Below are 16,924 nucleotides of genomic sequence, written 5' to 3' on the forward strand. Positions count from 1 at the left end.
TCAGGCCGCCCCTTCCTGCACGTCCGGTCCGGGTCCGGCCGGCTCGAAGCGGTAGCCGACGCCCCACACCGTCTGGATCAGCCGCGGCCGGGCCGGGTCGTCCTCGACCTTGGCGCGCAGCCTGCGGACATGGACCGTGACGGTGGACAGGTCCCCGAAGTCCCAGCCCCACACCGCGCGCATCAGGTCCTCCCTGCTGTACGCCCGCCCCGGGTGCCGCAGGAAGAAGGCAAGGAGGTCGAACTCACGCAGGGTGAGGGCGAGTTCGGCGCCGTCCTTGGTGGCGCGGCGGGCGCCGGGGTCGAGGGTGAGCCCGGCGGACGAGAAGGACCGGTCGGCGGGGGCGGGGCGGCTGCGGCGCAGCACCGACTCCACCCGCAGGACCAGTTCGCGGGGGCTGAAGGGCTTGGTGACGTAGTCGTCGGCGCCGACCTCCAGGCCGAGGACGCGGTCGTCCTCGTCGCCGCGTGCGGTGAGCATGATGACCGGGACGGGGGCGTGGCCGCGCAGCCGCCGGCAGACCTCCAGGCCGTCCATGCCGGGCAGCATCAGGTCGAGGACGACCAGGTCGGGCCAGTGGGCGGCGGCGCGGGTCAGGGCGGCGGGACCGTCACCGGCGTGGTCGACCAGGTATCCGGCGCGGTCCAGGTACCCGGCGACGATCTCGGCGACGGTCGGATCGTCGTCCACGACCAGGACCCGGGCGGCACCGGCACCGGCACTGGCGGTGCCGGTGCCGGTGGCCTCCGCCTCGGCCGGGGCCGGGGCCTCGGTGAACTCGTACGGCTGCTGCATGCCTCCACCCTCGCACCGGGCCGTCGCGGGTGTCGCGGCCGGGCGTGGGCCCGGGGTGGGACGTTCGCGTTTCGTAAGGAACAGGGGAGGCGTGGGGCACCGGTGGCGCCGGGCGCCGACGTCCGCGTTTCGTAAGCAGTCGAGGCCCGGAATGCCCGGTTCGCGTTCGTAGGGTGAAGGCCGTGACCACCTCACCTTCTTCTCCCTCCCCGTCCCCGGCCCCTTCCCCGGCGGCGGACGTGGACGTCGTCCTGCCCTGCCTGAACGAGGCGGCGGCGCTGCCCTGGGTGCTCGGCCGGATCCCCGCGGGCTGGCGGGCCCTCGTGGTGGACAACGGCTCCACCGACGGCTCGGCGGACGTCGCCCGGGCGTACGGGGCGACCGTCGTCCACGAGGCGCGGCGCGGCTTCGGCGCGGCGTGCCATGCGGGGCTGACCGCGGCGACCGCCGGGATCGTCTGCTTCTGCGACTGCGACGCCTCGCTGGACCCGGGGCTCCTCGTGCCGTTCGTGCGGGAAGTCCTGGACGGCGAGGCGGACTTGGTGCTCGGCCGCCGGCGTCCCGAAGGGCGGGGCGCGTGGCCGGCGCATGCCCGCGCGGGGAATCTGGCGCTGGCACGGATGCTGCGGCGGCGCACGGGGCTGCGGCTGCACGACCTCGGTCCGCTGCGGGCGGCTCGCCGCGAGGGGCTGCTCGCGCTGTCGCTCGACGACCGGCGCAGTGGGTATCCGCTGCAGATGGTCGTGCGGGCGGCGGACGCCGGCTGGCGGATCGCCGAGCACGAGGTGCCGTACCGGCCGCGCGTGGGTGCGTCCAAGGTGACGGGGACCTGGCGCGGGACCTTTCAGGCCGTCCAGGACATGAGCCGGGTGCTGCACGAGCCGCCCCGGGTGCAGGCCGGCGGGGGCTGACCGCGCAGTTCCCCGCGCCCCTTACGGGGCGCTGCGCCCGCCGCATCTCCGCAGCCGCGGGCGACATCGCAGCTACCCAGCTGCGGGCAGGCGTGCCGCAGGGCGGCACGGGTGGGCGCAGCGGCACCCGGCAAGCGCCGGTGAGCGTTCCCACCCCCGGCCCCCACCCACCCGCACCACTCAAGGGACCCCATGACCACCCTCCTCGTCATCGCCAAGGAACCCCGCCCCGGCAGGGTCAAGACGCGGCTCACGCCGCCGTTCTCGCCCGCGCAGGCCGCCGCCCTCGCGGAGGCCTCGCTCGCCGACACCCTGGACGCCGTCGCCGCAGCCCCCGCCACCCGCCGGGTCCTGGTCCTGGACGGCGCCCCCGGCCCCTGGCTGCCGCCCGGCTTCGACGTCGTACCGCAGTGTGCCGGCGGCCTGGACGAGCGGCTCGCCGACGCGTTCGCCCGGTACCCGGGCCCCGCGCTGCTCATCGGCATGGACACCCCGCAGGTCACCCCGGCCCTCCTCACCGTGGACTTCGCGGAGTGCGACGCGTACTTCGGCGCCGCCGAGGACGGCGGGTTCTGGGCGCTGGGGCTGGCCGACCCGGACCCCGCGCTGCTGCGCGGGGTGCCGATGTCCGTACCGGAGACCGGTGCCGTCCAGCGGCGGCGTCTCGTCGGCGCCGGGCTGCGGGTGTGCGACCTGCCGCCGCTGCGGGACGTGGACACCGCGGCCGACGCGGCGGCCGTCGCCGCCCTCGTCCCGCACGGCCGGTTCGCCGCCCTGCTGGCCCGGTGCACGGCACCCGGCGGAACGGACCGCCGATGACCACCCACTCGCCGGCCGTCCCCTGGACCGGCACCGACCCCTACGCCGCCGCGCTGCGCGCCGGGCACGGCCCGCTGTTCCTGCGCCGCACGGACGGCTGGCTGCTGCCCCTGGACGTGGAGCGCTGGTGCGCGCGGGCCGACCCGGTCGACCGGGCGGTGCTCGACCGCTGCGAGGGCGCGGTCCTGGACGTCGGCTGCGGCCCCGGGCGGCTGGTCGCCGAACTCGCCGCCCGGGGCCGTACCGTGCTCGGCATCGACGTCAGCTCCGCCGCCGTCGACCACACCGTGCGGTTCGGCGGCCAGGCCCTGCGCCGCTCGGTCTTCGAGCCGCTGCCCGGCGAGGGCCGCTGGGGCACCGTCCTGCTCATGGACGGCAACGTCGGCATCGGCGGCGACCCGCACGCCCTGCTCGGCCGCTCGGCCCGGCTCCTCGCCCCCGGCGGGCTGCTGATCGCCGAGACCGCGCCGGTGGACGTCGACGAACGCGCCGACGTCCACCTCACCGACGCCCAGGACGCCGTCGGCGCCCCCTTCCGGTGGGCGCGGCTCGGCACCCCGGCCCTGCTGCGGTACGCGCGGGGGTGGCAGCCGGAGACTCAGTGGGCGACCGGCGGGCGGCGCTTCGTGGCCCTGCGCAACCGCCGCGCCAGCAGCAGCGCCGAACCGCCGAAGAGCACGGCGGTGATCAGCAGCCAGCGGGTCAGGTAGCCGTCCGTCGACCGGCCGGTGGCCGACCGGTAGTGCGCGGCCACCATCCCGCTGATCAGCGGGAACCACACCAGCAGGAGCAGCGCGGAGAGCGCGGCCGGCACCCGGACGTACATGGTCCACTCCCGCCGCCCGGCGGCGGTCAGCCCGCGCCGGACCGCCCGGTCGGCCAGCGCGTACAGCGGCAGCAGGACGAGGTCGTGCAGCAGCGCCGCGCCCACCACCCACAGGGCCACGCCGAGCCAGTCGCCGGCGAGCAGCCGTACGCCCGCGTAGGCGGCGAGCGCGAACGAGCAGGCCAGGAGGAGGAGTTGGAAGGGGCTGCCGACGGCAATGCGGAGGCGGGGGCGGGGGTGGAGGCGGGGGCGGGGGCGCATCACAGGTCTCCGAAGGTCATCCGGGCCACCCACTTGGTGTTCAGGACACCGGGCGCGGCGGGCACGATCACGCGCGCCGGGTAGCCGTGGTCGGGGGACAGGTCCTCGCCGTTCACCTGGACGGCGAGCAGCGAGCGCGGGTCGGCGACCTGGTTGGCGCGCAGGGCCGCGCGGCGGAAGGCGCCGTGCCGCTGGATCGACTCGACGAGCACGTCCGGCGGGTCGGTGTCGTAGCCGACGAGCGCGGCGAGGTCGCGCAGCCGCACCCCGCGCCACCACTGGTCGGCGGTCGACCAGCCCTCGACGCAGGCGATCGGCAACGCGGCGCTGTGCTGGGGCAGTTCGAGGAGCTGGGCGCGGCTGAGACGGACCGTCCGGCCGTCCCGGCCGGTGACGACGAGCCGCCACGCCTCCGCACCGGTCTCCTGCGGGTCGATCCCGGCGTACGCGGCCGTCTTGTTGATCTGGAAGCCGTCAGGACCGCTGCCGGGGTCGGCTCCGCCGTGCGGTGCGAGCAGCGCGGTGCGGCGCCATACGCCGCCGATGCTCTGCCCCGCCGTCGTGACGAGCAGCAGCAGGGACGCGCCGCCCACGAACCAGAGCGCCCCGCGCCGGGAGACGGTGGGCGCGGCCGGTCGCGGTGACTCCAACTCGCCCCCTGCCTCCCGCCGCAGGCGGACCGTCCGGACGGCCGCGGGCGCCTTCAGCACCGCGTGTGCCACGAACGCGGCGAAGAACACCCAGGCGCCGTAGAAGTGCAGCGGGTAGAAGGAGCCGGGGAAGACGTAGTCGAGCTGGACGTTGAGGACGCCGGTCGTGAACTCGAAGAGGCCGCCGCCGACGAGCAGCAGCAGCGAGACCCGCTCCAGGGCGTGGGCCACCGAGCGGGCCGGGGGCAGCGTGAACAGCTTGGGCACCACCGACCACAGCTTGGCGAGCAGCACCGGGATCAGGGCGATGCCGAGGGTGACGTGCAGGCCCTGGGTCACCCGGTAGAGCCAGTACGGGTTCGTCGGCCAGGAGAAGAGGTAGAAGCCGAGGATGCCCTTGTCCGGGGTCTGGTCGTTCACCGGGGCCAGGTCCGGGTTGTACGCGGCGTACGACACCAGTCCGGTCACGAACAGCACGGTGATGCCGACGAGCAGCACCAGGCCGAGCACCGAGGTGAACCAGGTGCCGCGGAGCGGGCTGCGCCAGAAGCCGGGTGAGGTGGGGAGCCGTGGGTCGTCGGGTCGCATGGTCCGACCGTAGGCCGGGGAAACCCCCGGAACGGGTGCACGACCCATGACGAAAGTCTGACGTCAGCCGCCTGATCCACACTCCGGCGCGGTCGCCGACCTAGCGTTCCGGTGTGACCCGCGCCCCGCACCCCGATCGGCAGACACCTCGGTCCGCCGGTCGCGCCGCCGATCTGCTCGCCGTCCTCGCCGCCGCCCTGCTGGTGCTCGCCGCCGTGCTGGTCGGCCGGCACCTCCAGGACACCTACCGCAACCTGTTCGTGCACTGGCCGCCGATCTTCGCCGACTGGGACCCGCACGTGGGCCCGGGCACCCTGGCCGCCCTGCTGGTCGCGGTCGCCGTGGTGGCGTACGGGCCGAACCTGGCCCTGCGGCTGCCCTGGCGCGGGCTGCTCGGCGCGGCCTGGGGCGCCTGTCTGGCCTGGACGTGGTCGCTGGCGCTGGTCGACGGCTGGCAGCGGGGCGTGGCGGGCCGGCTCACCAGCCCGAACGAGTACCTGACGGTCATCGGCCGCTGGCACGACATCCCGGCGACGCTGCGGGACTTCACCCACCACATCGTCAGCGGCACCCCGGAGCCCTGGCCGGCCCACATCGCCGGGCATCCGCCGGCGGCCACGCTCACCTTCGTCCTCCTGGACCGGATCGGGCTGCACGGCGGCGGCTGGGCGGGCGCCTGGTGCATCACCGTCGGGTCGACGGCCTGTGTCGCCGTGCTGGTCGCGGTGCGGGCCCTGGCCGACGAGCGGCTCGCCCGGCGGGCCGCGCCGTTCCTGGTCATGGCCCCGGCCGCGGTGTGGGTGGGTGCCTCGGCCGACGGGTACTTCGCGGCGGTCGCCGCCTGGACGGTGGCCCTGCTGGCGCTCGCGGTGACCGGCCGGTCCGTGGCCTGGGCGGCGGGTGCGGGGCTGCTGTACGGGCTGACCTGCTACCTGTCGTACGGCCTGACGCTGTTCGCGCTGATCGGGGCGGCGGTGCTGGTGCTCGGCCGGCGCCGGGTCCGCGAGCGGCCGGTCCTCCTCGCCCTGCTTCTGGTGGCCGGGGCGGCGGTCGTCCCGCTCGTGTTCACCCTTGCCGGGTTCGACTGGTGGCAGGGGTACCGGCTGCTGGTCACCCGCTACTACCAGGGGGTCGGCGGGACCCGGCCGTACGGCTACTGGGTGTGGGCCAACCTGGCCTGCACGGTGGTCGTCACGGGGCCTGCGACGGTGGCCGGGCTGCGGCGGGCGGCTGCCGTGCCGGTCCGCCGCCGCACCGCGCCCGTCGCGGAGAAACGGCTCGCGTTCCTCGTGGGCGCCGCCCTGCTGGCACTGCTGCTCGCCGACCTGTCCGGCATGAGCAAGGCGGAGACGGAACGCATCTGGCTGCCCTTCGCGATGTGGCTCCTGCCGGCCTGCGCCTTCCTGCCCCGCCCACGAGTCTGGCTCACGGCACAGGCACTGCTCGGGCTGCTGGTGAACCATCTGCTGTTCACGGGGTGGTGAACGGCCGGGCACCCGTCCCGCACTGCCGCCGAGCACCGAGCGCCGAGCGCCGAGCGCCGACGACCGGATATCGCCGTTTGCCACCCTGCCGCCCCGGTTAGGTTGCCCAAGGCATCTACATTGCTCCCGCAAAACGGAGGCACCCATGACCGAGACGCTCCCCGCACGCCAACCCGACCCGCCCGACTTCCCGATGGCCCGTACCAGCGGCTGCCCCTTCGACCCGCCTTCACAGCTGCGCACCCTGATGAAGGAGAAACGGCTGTCCAGCGTGCGGCTCTGGGACGGCTCCACACCCTGGCTCGTCACCCGGCACGACCAGCTGCGCACCCTGCTCGGCGACCCGCGGCTCAGCTCCGACGCCACCCTGCCCGGCTACCCGCACCGTTCGGCGGGCAGCAAGGCGGGCGAGGCGCACCGCCGCACCTTCCTCACCATGGACGATCCGGAGCACGCCCGGATCCGCCGGATGGTGACGGCCCCCTTCGCGATCAGGCGGATGGAGGCCCTGCGGCCCGCGGTCCAGACGATCGTCGACGACCTGATCGACGCACTGCTGGCCGGGCCGCGGCCGGCCGACCTCGTGCAGGCGTTCGCGCTGCCGGTGCCGTCCCTGGTGATCTGCGCGCTGCTGGGCGTGCCCTACGAGGACCACGGCTTCTTCCAGCGCAACACGAAGGTCGTCGTGCACCACGCCTCCGCCCCCGAGGCGGTCGTCCAGGCCCTCGAAGACCTGACGGACTACCTGGACGAACTCCTGGACACCAAGCGCGCGCACCCCGGCGGGGACGACCTGCTCTCCAGGCTGCTCGTCGAGCGGGTGGACACGGGCGAGATGACGCAGCGCGACGCCGCCCGGATGGGTGTGCTGCTGCTCAGCGCCGGTCACGAGACCACCGCCAACATGATCGCCCTCGGCACCCTCGCCCTGCTGGAGCATCCGGACCAGCTCGCCGCCCTGCGCATCGCCGAGGACCCGAAAGCGGTCGCCGGGGCCGTGGAGGAGCTGCTGCGCTACCTCACCATCACCCATTCCGGGCGCCGCCGGGTGGCGCTGGCGGACATCGAGATCGACGGCGAGACGATCCGGGCCGGCGACGGAGTCGTCCTCACCGGTGACGCCGCCAACCGGGACCCGGCCGCCTTTCCGGACCCCGACCGGCTGGACATCGGCCGCGACGCCCGCCGCCATGTCGCCTTCGGCTTCGGCGTGCACCAGTGCCTCGGCCAGCCGCTGGCCCGCCTCGAACTCCAGGTCGTCTACGGCACCCTGTACCGGCGCGTCCCCACCCTCGCCCTGGCCGCCGACGCCGAGCAACTGCGTTTCAAGCACGACGGGGCGGTCTACGGCGTCTACGAACTTCCCGTCACCTGGTGACCCGCCGACCGCATGTCCGTAAGCCGATTTCCCGTGAGCCGATGCCCCGTACCCGGCCCGAAGAACGGAGACGAGCCCCCATGCAGGTGGAAGTCGACCAGCCCAGGTGTGTCGCGTCCGGACAGTGCGTCCTGATGGCACCCGACGTGTTCGACCAGGACGACGACGGAATCGTGGAGCTGCTGAGCGGGAGCCCCGCGCCGGAGCAGTACGACGAGGTCCGCGAGGCCGCGGCGATCTGCCCCGCCGCGGCGATCCGGCTACGGGAGAACTGACGGCCCCAGGTCGGCCGTCCGGACCTCGGCCGTCCGGACCTCGGCCGCCGTCGAGAGTTGTGCGAGGAGACTCGCCAGCGCCGCCCCGTCGCCGACCTCTTCGAGCAGCCGCGCCTGGTCGCCCTGGACCCGGTGGGCGGCACGTGCGTGCAGGCCCTCGCCGCGTGCGGTGAGGTGGAGCAGGACGCGACGGCGGTCGTGGGGGTCGGGGCGGCGGTGGACGAGGCTGTCCGCGACCATGCGGTCGACGAGCTTGGTCAGGCTGGGCGCCGGCATCAGGGCGTGGTCGGCTATCTCGGACATCGGGTGCCCTTGGCCGTCCCCGACGAGGGACAGGACCCGCCACTCCTCGACCGTGCAGCCCTCCTCTGCCAGCACCGCGGCCAACCGCCGCACGACCCGCCGTTCGGCGTGGCTGAGGAGGTGGGCGAGGTCCGGTGAGGAGGGTACGGAGGGCATTGCCGGTGTCCTTCCGGTAGGTCTACTGTGCGCGCAGAATACGAGTCTTGGCGACGGCGCCGGGGCCCGGGACCGGAATCCGCGTTCCCCAAGCCCGCACGGAGGTGGCCGATGCGTCCGGCGCCGCCGAGCGACGGGAGCGGCACGCTGCTCCTGGCCCTGGTCGTGCCGTTGCAGGGCCCGGCAGGCGTCCTCGGCCCGTCGTGCGAGTCGGCCGCGCGGCTGGCCGTGGAGGAACTGAACGCCGCGGGCGGGGTGTTGGGCCGTGAGGTCGGGCTGGTCACGGTGGACGGCGGGGCGCCGCCGGCCCGGGTGGCGGCCGAGGTCGGGACACTGGTCTCGCTGGGCGCCGTGGACGGGGTGGTGGGCTGGCACACCTCGGCGGTACGGCAGGCGCTGCTGCCCCGGATCGCGGGCCGGGTGCCGTACGTGTACACCGCGCAGTACGAGGGCGGCGAGCGGACTCCCGGCGTCTTCCTGACCGGTGAGACCGACGTCGCCCAACTGCTGCCCGCCATGCGGCTGCTGGCGGAGGCGGCCGGGGTGCGGCGCTGGTGCACCGTGGGCAACGACTACGTGTGGCCCCGGGTGACCGCCCGCACCGCACGGGCGTACGCGCGGGAGTGCGGCGGGCGGGTGCGGGACGAGGTGTTCGTGCCGCTGGGGACGGAGGGGTTCGGCCCGGTGCTGCGCCGGATCGAGCGGTGCGAGGCGGACGCGGTGCTGATGCTGCTGGTGGGGGCGGACGCGGCCGGCTTCAACCGGGCGTTCGCCGGGTACGGGCTGCACCAGCGGTGCCTCAGGCTGAGCACCCACATGGACGAGAACATCCTGCTGGCCACCGGCGCGGACGGCACCGACGGGCTCTGGGCGGCGGCCGGTTTCTTCGAGACCCTCGCGACCGCCGAGAGCCTCGACTTCGGCGCCCGGCACGCGGCCCGGTTCGGGGTGCACGCCCCGGTGGTGGGGAGCCTCGGCGAGTCCTGCTTCGAGGGGGTACGGCTGCTGGCCGCCCTGGCCGAGCGGGCCCGATCGCTGGAGGTGCGGGCGATGTGCGCGGTCGGCGACGCGGTGTCGTACGAGGGGCCGCGGGGTGTCGTACGGCTGCGTGGCAACCATGTCGCCCAACGGCTGTACCTGGCACGGGCGGACGCCTTCGACTTCCACGTCGTCGCCCAACTCTGAGGCCACGCCCCATAGTTCCCGATACTTCCCACGGGAAGTATCAAGCTTTGTCTTTTAAAGCGGGTGAAACGTTCGGGAAACAGCGCGCCGCGACTCTTCCGTGCAAACGACCGGGGACGAGAGAGGGCAGAGTCGTGACGGAGATCGTCGGGAAAGAGGCGCCACCGGCCGTAGCGGACGGCGGGACCGGCCGCGGCACGGACGCCGGCGCGGACGGCAAACGGACGTACAACGACTGGGCGCAGAACGACACGCTGGAGGACTACTCGCTGCGGTACGCACCGAAGTCCTTCCGCCGCTGGACCCCCTACGTGGTGGCCACCACCGCGCTGGGCGGCATCGCCTATCTCGCGGACTTCGCCATCGGCGGCTCGATCGCCATCTCCAACGGCTTCTCCAGCGCGATGGTGGCGATCCTGACCGCGGCCGTGGTCATCTTCCTCACCGGCATCCCGATCTCGTACTACTCGGCCAAGTACTCGATCGACATGGACCTGTTGACCCGGGGCGCGGGCTTCGGCTACCTGGGCTCGACGCTGACCTCGGTCATCTACGCCAGCTTCACCTTCATCTTCTTCGCCCTCGAAGGCTCGATCATGGCGCAGGCCCTGGAACTGGGCCTGCACATCCCACTGGCCGTCGGGTACCTGATCTGCTCCCTCATCATCCTGCCGCTGGTCGTCTACGGCATGACCGCGCTGTCGAAGATGCAGGTGTGGACGCAGCCGGTGTGGCTGGTCCTGATGGTCGCGCCGTTCGTGTCCATCGCGATCCAGGAGCCGGGCAAGTTCTCGGAGTTCACGCACTTCGCGGGCAACTCGCCCACCGGGTCGAGCATCAGCATGCTCGGGGTTGGCGCGGGCGCCGGCGTCGCGCTGTCGCTGATCGCGCAGATCGGTGAGCAGGTGGACTACCTGCGGTTCATGCCGGACAAGACGCCGGAGAACGGGAAGAAGTGGTGGGCGGCGGTGCTCTCCGCCGGTCCGGGCTGGGTGGTGCTCGGCGCGGCCAAGCAGATCGGCGGGGCCTTCCTCGCCTTCTACATCGCGGGCAGCGTGGGCCTCGCCAAGGCCAACGAGCCGATCCAGCAGTACGTGTCGGGCTTCAAGACGTTCGCGGCGCCCGTCGCCCTGGGCCTCGCCACGTTCTTCGTGATCCTCTCCCAGATAAAGATCAACTCGACGAACGCGTACTCCGGTTCGCTGTCCTGGTCGAACTTCTTCTCCCGGCTGACGCACCGTCACCCGGGCCGGGTCGTCTACATCTTCCTCAACGTCGGCATCGCGCTGGCCCTGATGGAGGGCGGCGTCTTCGGCTTCCTCAACACCGTGCTGGGCTTCTACTCCAACGTGGCGATCGCCTGGATCGGCGCGGTCGTCGCCGACCTGGTCATCAACAAGCCGCTGAAGCTGAGCCCGTCGTACATCGAGTTCAAGCGGGCCCACCTGCACAACTTCAACCCGGTCGGCTTCGGCTCGATGCTGATCGCCTCGGCGGTCTCGATCGCCGCCTACTTCAACGCCTTCGGCGCGTACGGCAAGGCGTACTCGCCGTTCATCGCGCTGTTCCTGGCGATGGTGCTCTCGCCGCTGTTCGCGGTGCTGACCAAGGGGAAGTACTACATCGCCCGCGTCGACGACCTCGAAGAGCCGCTGCTCGGCGCGGACGGGCTGCCGTCGGCGGCCACGCTGACCTGCACGGTGTGCGCGACCGACTTCGAGCGGCCGGACGTGGCGAACTGCCCGTTCCACTCCGGGGCGATCTGCTCGCTGTGCTGCAGCCTGGAGAAGGACTGCCACGACTCCTGCAAGAGCGGGCCGGTCGCGCTCGCCATGCCGACGGTACGGTCCGCGGACTGACCGGTACCCGCTCCCACCGCTCCGGCCCGCGCCCTGCCGCGCGGGCCGGAGTTCCCGTCCGCAGACCGTCCGTCCGCAGACCGTCCGTCAGGAGCCTGGTCCGGCGGCGGCCGGGGCCTTGAGGCGGGTCACGGCGCCGTCGGCACGCTCCTGCCCGTCCCAGGTCAGGGGGTGTCGCCGTCTTCCTGCGCATGACCCGGGAGGGCCGACTTCCGCAGCGCCGGGGCGACACCGTCCTTCCAGTCGGCGCACGGATCCTTCGCATCGGCGTACCCCGCCGCCATCAGCGGCAGCGAGAGGTGGGCCATGTCGCCGGGCGGGGGCGTGCGCAGCGACCACAGGGGCGGAGGGGTGCCGTCGGCGACCGCGGCGGGGGCGTCGGTCAGGTTCATGCGCTCGCGCAGGCGGCCGTAGAAGTCCATCGCCGCGAGCCGGACCACCCGCAGCCGGGTCGGGGCGGCGTACACGCCGACCCAGTCCCCCGGCTCCAGTACGCCCCGCACCTGGCCGTCGACGCTGACCGCGGCCTGTCCGGAGCGTTCCAGGACGCGCAGGCCGACCGCCTCGTTCGGCGCGGTGACGACCGAGCGGTTGAACGTCATGTGCGGGGCGACCGGGGTGAAGACGAGGGCCTCCGCGCACGGCGAGACGACCGGGCCGCCGGCGGCGAAGCTGTACGCGGTCGAGCCGGTCGGCGTCGCCACCAGCAGCGCGTCGGCGGAGTAGGAGGCGAGCAGCCGGCCGGAGACGTAGACGCCGACGGAGACCTGGCGGTCCCGGGACAGCTTCTCCAGGACGATGTCGTTGACCGCGGCGACGTGCAGCGGGACGCCCCAGTCGGTGTCCTGCTCGCAGTCGGTGCGGATCTGGGGCGGCGGCAGCAGCGGCCCGCGGCCGTACTGCATCAGCCGCTCCATGTCGGCCGGCACCTCCAGGCGCCGGGAGGCACGCATGGTGAGGAGCAGCCGGCTGTCGACGGTGTAGCGGTCCTCGCGGATCGCCTCCAGCGCCTCCCGCACCGAGCAGACCGGCACCTCGGTCAGGAAACCGACCCGGCCCAGGTCGACGCCGAGGACCAGCGCGTCGTTGCGGGCGGCGAGCCGGGCGCCGCGCAGGAAGGTGCCGTCCCCGCCGAGGGTGACGATCAGGTCGGGATCGCCGGCCGCCGCGACCTCCTCCCCGGAGTGGTGCCGTCCGCCGTCGTGCCACACGTCGATGTCCGTGCACCGCACGTCGTGCTCCGCGGCCCACGCCCGTACCGCACGGGCCGCGTCCACCGCCTCCGCGCGCCCGCCGTGCACCACCAGTCCGAGCCCGTTCACCGTCATCTCCGCCTCCAGGACACCGCCGTGCTCAGCCGCTCCTCCCACGCTGTCACGGCACGGGCGGATCTGTCGGGCGGAGCGGGATCACAGACCGAGGGAGATGGCCAGCCGGGTGAGTTCGGCGGTGGTGTTGATGTCGAGCTTGGCGCGGATCCGGCGGAGGTAGGCGTCGACCGTGTGCTTGGAGAGCCCCATCTGCCGGGCCGCCTGGAGGTAGGTGCAGCCCGCGGCGATGTGCTTCAGCGTCTCGCGCTCACGCGGGGCCAGCGCGACGGCGGAGGTCTCGGTGTGCCGGGTGGCTGCGGTGGCGCTCATGAGGGGTTCCTTGACCGATCGATCCGGACCGATCGATCAGATCGATCCGATTGGGGCGATTTGTCCGTTTACAAAACCCTCACAAGGCGACGTCATCACGCTGTCCCCCGAGTGTCACAGGCGCGTCACAGGGCACGTCACGGGGCGCGTCACGCGAACCCCCGGGCGGGTGCGGCGCCGGTCGCCCGGAGTGGCAGGTGCGGCGGATTGGTGCTCCGTGGCGGCCGGGATCATCCTGGGAGAGAGCCGGCCGTGCAGGTTCCGAAGGATGAGCGGCGATGGAACGACCTCCCACCCCTCCCAGCAACCCGGCGCAGACGCACGCCGTTCCGCAGCGGGCCCGCACCGCCTCGGTCACGGTCGACGGGCGGGGGGTGGTGACCGGCTGGAGCGACGGGGCCCGGCTGCTGCTGGGTTACCAGCCCGCCGAGATCCTGGGGCAGCGGGCCGCCCTGCTGCTCGCCGAACCGGAGCGGGACGCCTGGCGGGAGGCGGCGGCCGGCGTGCGCTGGACCGGGACCGCGGCCCTGCTCCACCGCGACGGGCACCGGGTGGACCAGGACGTGCTGGTCCACCGCAGACCCGCGGACGGAGCGCCGGGCGGCACGGAGTGGCTGGTGGTGGCCGCGGTGACCAGCCCGGCGACGGTCGCCGCCGGGCAGACGCTCGGCGAATGGGCCTTCCAGCAGTCGCCCTGTGTCGCCGCCGTCTTCGACGAGGAACTGCGGCTGGCCCGGGCGAGCGTCGCGACGCAGCGCACGCTGTCGCTGGCCGAGGGGACGATGCGGGGGCTGCGGCTGACGGACGTCGTGCCGTACGAGGGCAGCGCCGAGGCCGAGGCGGCCATGCGGCGCGTCCTGGACGGCGCCGGACCGCAGGAGATCCGCCTCCATCTGGATCCGGCCGCCCCGGAGCGCACCTGGCACGCGCGGCTCACACCGCTGGCCGACTCGGGCGGCCGGGTGCGGGCGGTGGCCCTGACGGCCCACGCCGACGTGTCCCAGCAGCTGGTACGGCACCGGATGCTGCTCCTGGGCGACGCCGGGGTGCGCATCGGCACCAGCACCGACATGCAGCGCACCGCCCGGGAGCTGACCGAGGTCGCCGTCCCCGACTTCGCCGACGTGTGCGCCGTGGACCTGCTGGACGCTCCCCCGCGCGCGGACGAGGCCGCCCGGGACGCCTCCGCGCCTCCCGGCGCACCGCCGCCCGACGGGGTCGCGCTGCGCCGGGCCGCCGTACGGTCGCTGCCCGACGGGCCGCCGCTCCCGCAGCCCTCCGGCGACGTGCTGCACTGCCCGCCCTGGTCGCCGTCGGGCCGCTGCCTGGCCGAGGGACGGGGCACGGTGTACCCGGGCGGCGACGAGGTCGTGAGCCGCTGGGCGCGGGAGGATCCGCGGGCCGCCGGGTGGATCCGGGAGAGCCGGGCGCACTCGCTGATGGCGGTGCCGATCAGGGCGGGCGACAGCACCTTCGGGGTGGCCCTGTTCGCCCGGAACCGGCAGACCGAGCCGTTCGACGCGGACGACCTGTGGCTGGCCGAGCAGCTCGCGGCGCGCACCGCCGCCGGCATGCAGAGCGCCGCACGCGCCCAGCGCCAGCACACCACCACCATGACGCTGCAGCGCAGCCTGCTCCCGCAGACCCTGCCGGCGCAGGCGGCCCTGGACATCGCCACCCGCTATCTGCCCTCGGTCGGCCGGGCCGGGGTGGGCGGCGACTGGTTCGACGTCATCCCGCTGTCCGGGACCCGGGTCGCGCTCGTCGTGGGCGATGTCGTCGGCCACGGCATGCGGGCCGCCGCCACCATGGGCCGGGTCCGCACCGCCGTCCGCACGCTGGCCGACGTCGACCTGCCGCCCGACGAACTCCTCAGCCACCTCGACGACCTCGTCGTCCACCTCTCCGCCGAGGAAGCCGGTGCCGACGCCGCCGCCGAGGCCGCGGGCGGCGTCGGCACGACCTGCCTGTACAGCGTGTACGACCCCGTCACCCGACGGCTCTGCGTCGCCAGGGCCGGCCACCCGCCGCCCGCCGTGGTCACCGCGGGAACCGTCCGCTTCCTGGACGTCCCGGCCGGTCCCCCGCTCGGCCTCGGCGGCCTGCCCTTCGAGTCGTACGAGACGGAACTCCCCGAGGGCAGCCTGATCGCCCTCTACACGGACGGCCTGCTCGAACCCCGGGAGCACGACATCGACGACGCCCTCGACACGATGTTCGCCGCGCTCGGGCGCCCCGCCGAGACCCTGGAGACCGTCTGCGACCGGGTCCTGACGTCCATGCTCACCCACCGCCCCGACGACGACATCGCCCTGCTCGTCGCCCGCACCCGGGCCCTGCACGCCGACCGGGTCGCCACCTGGGAGCTGCCCTTCGACCTCGCCGAGGTCGCCGAGGCCCGCAAGCTGGCCACGGGGCAGCTGGCCGAGTGGCAGCTGGAGGAGGCCGCGTTCATCACCGAGCTGATCGTCAGCGAGATGGTCACCAACGCGTTCCGGTACGGCCGTCCGCCCGTCCGGCTCCGCCTGATCCACGACGACCACACCCTCACCTGCGAGGTCTTCGACTCCAGCGACACCGCCCCGCACATGCGCCGGGCCCACACCTACGACGAGGGCGGACGCGGACTCCTCCTGGTGGGCCAGCTGACCCAGCGCTGGGGCACCCGGCACGCCGGCACCGGCAAGACCGTCTGGGCCGAGCAGTACCTCGCCGAGGGCTGAGAACCGGGGCCTCAGGCCGCCGGAGCGCGGCGGCTACCGGCGGAACACCGGGCGGGCCCACGCGGGCGGGCGCGGGCCGTCCGGGGTTTCCCGGCCGACGGTCGGGGTGCGGACGGTGCCGCCGACGGCCTCGTGGCCCGCCGTCGGGGCGCCGTCGGCGTCCCGGTGCACGGCGTCGGCCGGCTCCCCGGCCGGACCGGGCCCGTACGCGGCGCACCGCAGCGCCGCCACGAACTCCAGGCAGGATCCGTACCGGTCCTCGGGGACCTTGGCCAGCGCCCTGGCGAACACCTCGTCGAACCCCGGCGGCAGTCCGCCCCGCACCTCGCTCAGCGCGGGCGGGGCGTCGTACTGGTGCGCCCACAGCAGCGCGATGTCCTCGTCCCGGACGAACGGCGGGCCGCCGGCGAGCATCTCGAAGACCACGCAGGCGAGGCTGTAGAGATCGCAGCGGCCGTCCACCGGACGCCCCGAGATCTGCTCCGGCGCCACGTAGTCCAGGGTGCCGACGAACTCGCCGACCGTCGTGAACCCCGTCAGCGACAGCGACTTCTTGGTGAGCCCGAAGTCCGTGAGGTAGACGTGCTCGGGGTGGTCGCTGTCCGTGCCGCGCGCGACCAGCACGTTGCCCGGTTTCACGTCCCGGTGGACCAGATCGTGCTCGTGGGCCGCGTCGAGCGCGGAGGCGACCTGGGCGGCGATCCGCAGCCCCGTGTCCACCGGCAGCACGCCCTCCCGGTCGAGGAGCGCGCGCAGATCGGGCCCCGACACGTACCGCATCGCGATGTACAGCACGCCGTCCGTCTCGCCGGCCTCGAAGATCGGCACGATGTGGGGGTGGTCGATGGCCGCGGCGACCCGTGACTCGTGGGTGAAGCGGCGGCGGAAGGTGTCGTTGCGGGCCATCTCGGGGGCCAGCAGTTTCAGGGCGACGGTCCGCTCCAGACGCAGGTCCTTCGCACGGTAGACGACGGCCATGCCGCCGCGCCCGATCTCGCCCTGGACCTCGTAGCCCGCGATGCGCGTCGCCATCACGCTCATCGTATCCCCGGGAGATCAAACCCGCTGGTC

General features: G+C 73.8%; 16 protein-coding genes. 9 read left to right on the forward strand and 7 right to left on the reverse strand.

Annotated elements, in window-relative coordinates:
* Nucleotides 1–795, reverse strand: a complete 795-nt coding sequence (locus tag AB0D74_RS27440; protein WP_362592375.1) for a response regulator transcription factor — start codon at nt 793–795, stop codon at nt 1–3.
* Nucleotides 796–977: 182 nt separating this feature from the next.
* Here AB0D74_RS27440 and AB0D74_RS27445 point away from each other — a divergent pair, with 182 nt between their 5' ends.
* From AB0D74_RS27445 to AB0D74_RS27455, 3 genes are all read left to right on the forward strand, one after another.
* Nucleotides 978–1,706 carry a glycosyltransferase family 2 protein gene (locus AB0D74_RS27445; RefSeq protein WP_362592378.1) on the forward strand — a complete coding sequence of 243 codons (729 nt, stop codon included), beginning with the start codon at nt 978–980 and terminating at the stop codon, nt 1,704–1,706.
* A 192-nt stretch (nt 1,707–1,898) separates the two neighbouring features.
* The gene (locus AB0D74_RS27450) at nt 1,899–2,525 is read left to right on the forward strand and encodes a DUF2064 domain-containing protein (RefSeq protein WP_362592381.1); all 627 of its coding nucleotides are present in this window, start codon (nt 1,899–1,901) and stop codon (nt 2,523–2,525) included.
* Entirely contained in the window at nt 2,522–3,235 is a 714-nt protein-coding gene (locus tag AB0D74_RS27455) for a methyltransferase domain-containing protein (protein WP_362592383.1), read from the forward strand. The genes AB0D74_RS27450 and AB0D74_RS27455 overlap by 4 nt, the downstream gene beginning before the upstream one ends.
* On the opposite strand, the gene AB0D74_RS27460 is transcribed toward AB0D74_RS27455, so the two are convergent.
* Both AB0D74_RS27460 and AB0D74_RS27465 read right to left on the reverse strand, forming a co-directional pair.
* Nucleotides 3,124–3,612 carry a hypothetical protein gene (locus tag AB0D74_RS27460; protein WP_362592386.1) on the reverse strand — a complete coding sequence of 163 codons (489 nt, stop codon included), beginning with the start codon at nt 3,610–3,612 and terminating at the stop codon, nt 3,124–3,126. The two genes, AB0D74_RS27455 and AB0D74_RS27460, sit on opposite strands and share 112 nt — an antisense overlap.
* The gene (locus tag AB0D74_RS27465; RefSeq protein ID WP_362592389.1) at nt 3,612–4,850 is read right to left on the reverse strand and encodes a molybdopterin-dependent oxidoreductase; all 1,239 of its coding nucleotides are present in this window, start codon (nt 4,848–4,850) and stop codon (nt 3,612–3,614) included. The genes AB0D74_RS27460 and AB0D74_RS27465 overlap by 1 nt, the downstream gene beginning before the upstream one ends.
* A 113-nt stretch (nt 4,851–4,963) precedes the next feature.
* Between AB0D74_RS27465 and AB0D74_RS27470 the strand changes: the two genes are divergently transcribed.
* From AB0D74_RS27470 to AB0D74_RS27480, 3 genes are all read left to right on the forward strand, one after another.
* Nucleotides 4,964–6,334, forward strand: a complete 1,371-nt coding sequence (locus AB0D74_RS27470) for a hypothetical protein (RefSeq protein WP_362592392.1) — start codon at nt 4,964–4,966, stop codon at nt 6,332–6,334.
* 145 nt (nt 6,335–6,479) lie between these two features.
* A complete protein-coding gene (locus AB0D74_RS27475; protein WP_362592395.1) occupies nt 6,480–7,712 on the forward strand; it encodes a cytochrome P450 in 1,233 nt (410 codons plus the stop codon).
* Between the two features lie 80 nt (nt 7,713–7,792).
* Nucleotides 7,793–7,987 carry a ferredoxin gene (locus tag AB0D74_RS27480; RefSeq protein WP_362592398.1) on the forward strand — a complete coding sequence of 65 codons (195 nt, stop codon included), beginning with the start codon at nt 7,793–7,795 and terminating at the stop codon, nt 7,985–7,987.
* Here AB0D74_RS27480 and AB0D74_RS27485 read toward each other — a convergent pair.
* The gene (locus tag AB0D74_RS27485; RefSeq protein WP_362592400.1) at nt 7,973–8,446 is read right to left on the reverse strand and encodes a MarR family transcriptional regulator; all 474 of its coding nucleotides are present in this window, start codon (nt 8,444–8,446) and stop codon (nt 7,973–7,975) included. The two genes, AB0D74_RS27480 and AB0D74_RS27485, sit on opposite strands and share 15 nt — an antisense overlap.
* A 111-nt stretch (nt 8,447–8,557) precedes the next feature.
* Between AB0D74_RS27485 and AB0D74_RS27490 the strand changes: the two genes are divergently transcribed.
* Nucleotides 8,558–9,631, forward strand: coding sequence for a substrate-binding domain-containing protein (locus AB0D74_RS27490; RefSeq protein WP_362592404.1), 1,074 nt, complete (start codon nt 8,558–8,560; stop codon nt 9,629–9,631).
* A gap of 134 nt (nt 9,632–9,765) precedes the next feature.
* Nucleotides 9,766–11,490 carry a hypothetical protein gene (locus tag AB0D74_RS27495; RefSeq protein WP_362592407.1) on the forward strand — a complete coding sequence of 575 codons (1,725 nt, stop codon included), beginning with the start codon at nt 9,766–9,768 and terminating at the stop codon, nt 11,488–11,490.
* Nucleotides 11,491–11,654: 164 nt separating this feature from the next.
* On the opposite strand, the gene AB0D74_RS27500 is transcribed toward AB0D74_RS27495, so the two are convergent.
* Complete coding sequence (locus AB0D74_RS27500; RefSeq protein ID WP_362592783.1) at nt 11,655–12,818, reverse strand: NAD(+)/NADH kinase; 1,164 nt, start codon at nt 12,816–12,818, stop codon at nt 11,655–11,657.
* Nucleotides 12,819–12,899: 81 nt separating this feature from the next.
* Complete coding sequence (locus AB0D74_RS27505; RefSeq protein ID WP_362592410.1) at nt 12,900–13,130, reverse strand: helix-turn-helix transcriptional regulator; 231 nt, start codon at nt 13,128–13,130, stop codon at nt 12,900–12,902.
* Nucleotides 13,131–13,408: 278 nt separating this feature from the next.
* Between AB0D74_RS27505 and AB0D74_RS27510 the strand changes: the two genes are divergently transcribed.
* Nucleotides 13,409–15,853: a SpoIIE family protein phosphatase gene (locus tag AB0D74_RS27510; RefSeq protein ID WP_362592413.1), complete on the forward strand. Its 2,445-nt coding sequence runs from the start codon at nt 13,409–13,411 to the stop codon at nt 15,851–15,853.
* A 33-nt stretch (nt 15,854–15,886) separates the two neighbouring features.
* Here the strand turns inward: AB0D74_RS27510 and AB0D74_RS27515 are convergent, their stop codons facing one another.
* Nucleotides 15,887–16,885 (reverse strand): serine/threonine-protein kinase, encoded by a 999-nt coding sequence (locus AB0D74_RS27515; RefSeq protein ID WP_362592416.1) that lies wholly within the window; start codon nt 16,883–16,885, stop codon nt 15,887–15,889.
* Nucleotides 16,886–16,924 lie beyond the last annotated feature (39 nt).

The organism is Streptomyces sp. NPDC048278 (assembly GCF_040652195.1).
Lineage (GTDB): Bacteria > Actinomycetota > Actinomycetes > Streptomycetales > Streptomycetaceae > Streptomyces.

Excerpts from the sequence above, each read along its gene's own strand:
- AB0D74_RS27440 (WP_362592375.1), bottom strand. The coding sequence starts at position 795 with ATGCAGCAGCCGTACGAGTTCACCGAGGCCCCGGCCCCGGCCGAGGCG.
- AB0D74_RS27450 (WP_362592381.1), top strand. The coding sequence starts at position 1,899 with ATGACCACCCTCCTCGTCATCGCCAAGGAACCCCGCCCCGGCAGGGTC.
- AB0D74_RS27455 (WP_362592383.1), top strand. The coding sequence starts at position 2,522 with ATGACCACCCACTCGCCGGCCGTCCCCTGGACCGGCACCGACCCCTAC.
- AB0D74_RS27460 (WP_362592386.1), bottom strand. The coding sequence starts at position 3,612 with ATGCGCCCCCGCCCCCGCCTCCACCCCCGCCCCCGCCTCCGCATTGCC.
- AB0D74_RS27465 (WP_362592389.1), bottom strand. The coding sequence starts at position 4,850 with ATGCGACCCGACGACCCACGGCTCCCCACCTCACCCGGCTTCTGGCGC.
- AB0D74_RS27475 (WP_362592395.1), top strand. The coding sequence starts at position 6,480 with ATGACCGAGACGCTCCCCGCACGCCAACCCGACCCGCCCGACTTCCCG.
- AB0D74_RS27480 (WP_362592398.1), top strand. The coding sequence starts at position 7,793 with ATGCAGGTGGAAGTCGACCAGCCCAGGTGTGTCGCGTCCGGACAGTGC.
- AB0D74_RS27485 (WP_362592400.1), bottom strand. The coding sequence starts at position 8,446 with ATGCCCTCCGTACCCTCCTCACCGGACCTCGCCCACCTCCTCAGCCAC.
- AB0D74_RS27490 (WP_362592404.1), top strand. The coding sequence starts at position 8,558 with ATGCGTCCGGCGCCGCCGAGCGACGGGAGCGGCACGCTGCTCCTGGCC.
- AB0D74_RS27500 (WP_362592783.1), bottom strand. The coding sequence starts at position 12,818 with ATGACGGTGAACGGGCTCGGACTGGTGGTGCACGGCGGGCGCGCGGAG.
- AB0D74_RS27505 (WP_362592410.1), bottom strand. The coding sequence starts at position 13,130 with ATGAGCGCCACCGCAGCCACCCGGCACACCGAGACCTCCGCCGTCGCG.
- AB0D74_RS27510 (WP_362592413.1), top strand. The coding sequence starts at position 13,409 with ATGGAACGACCTCCCACCCCTCCCAGCAACCCGGCGCAGACGCACGCC.
- AB0D74_RS27515 (WP_362592416.1), bottom strand. The coding sequence starts at position 16,885 with ATGGCGACGCGCATCGCGGGCTACGAGGTCCAGGGCGAGATCGGGCGC.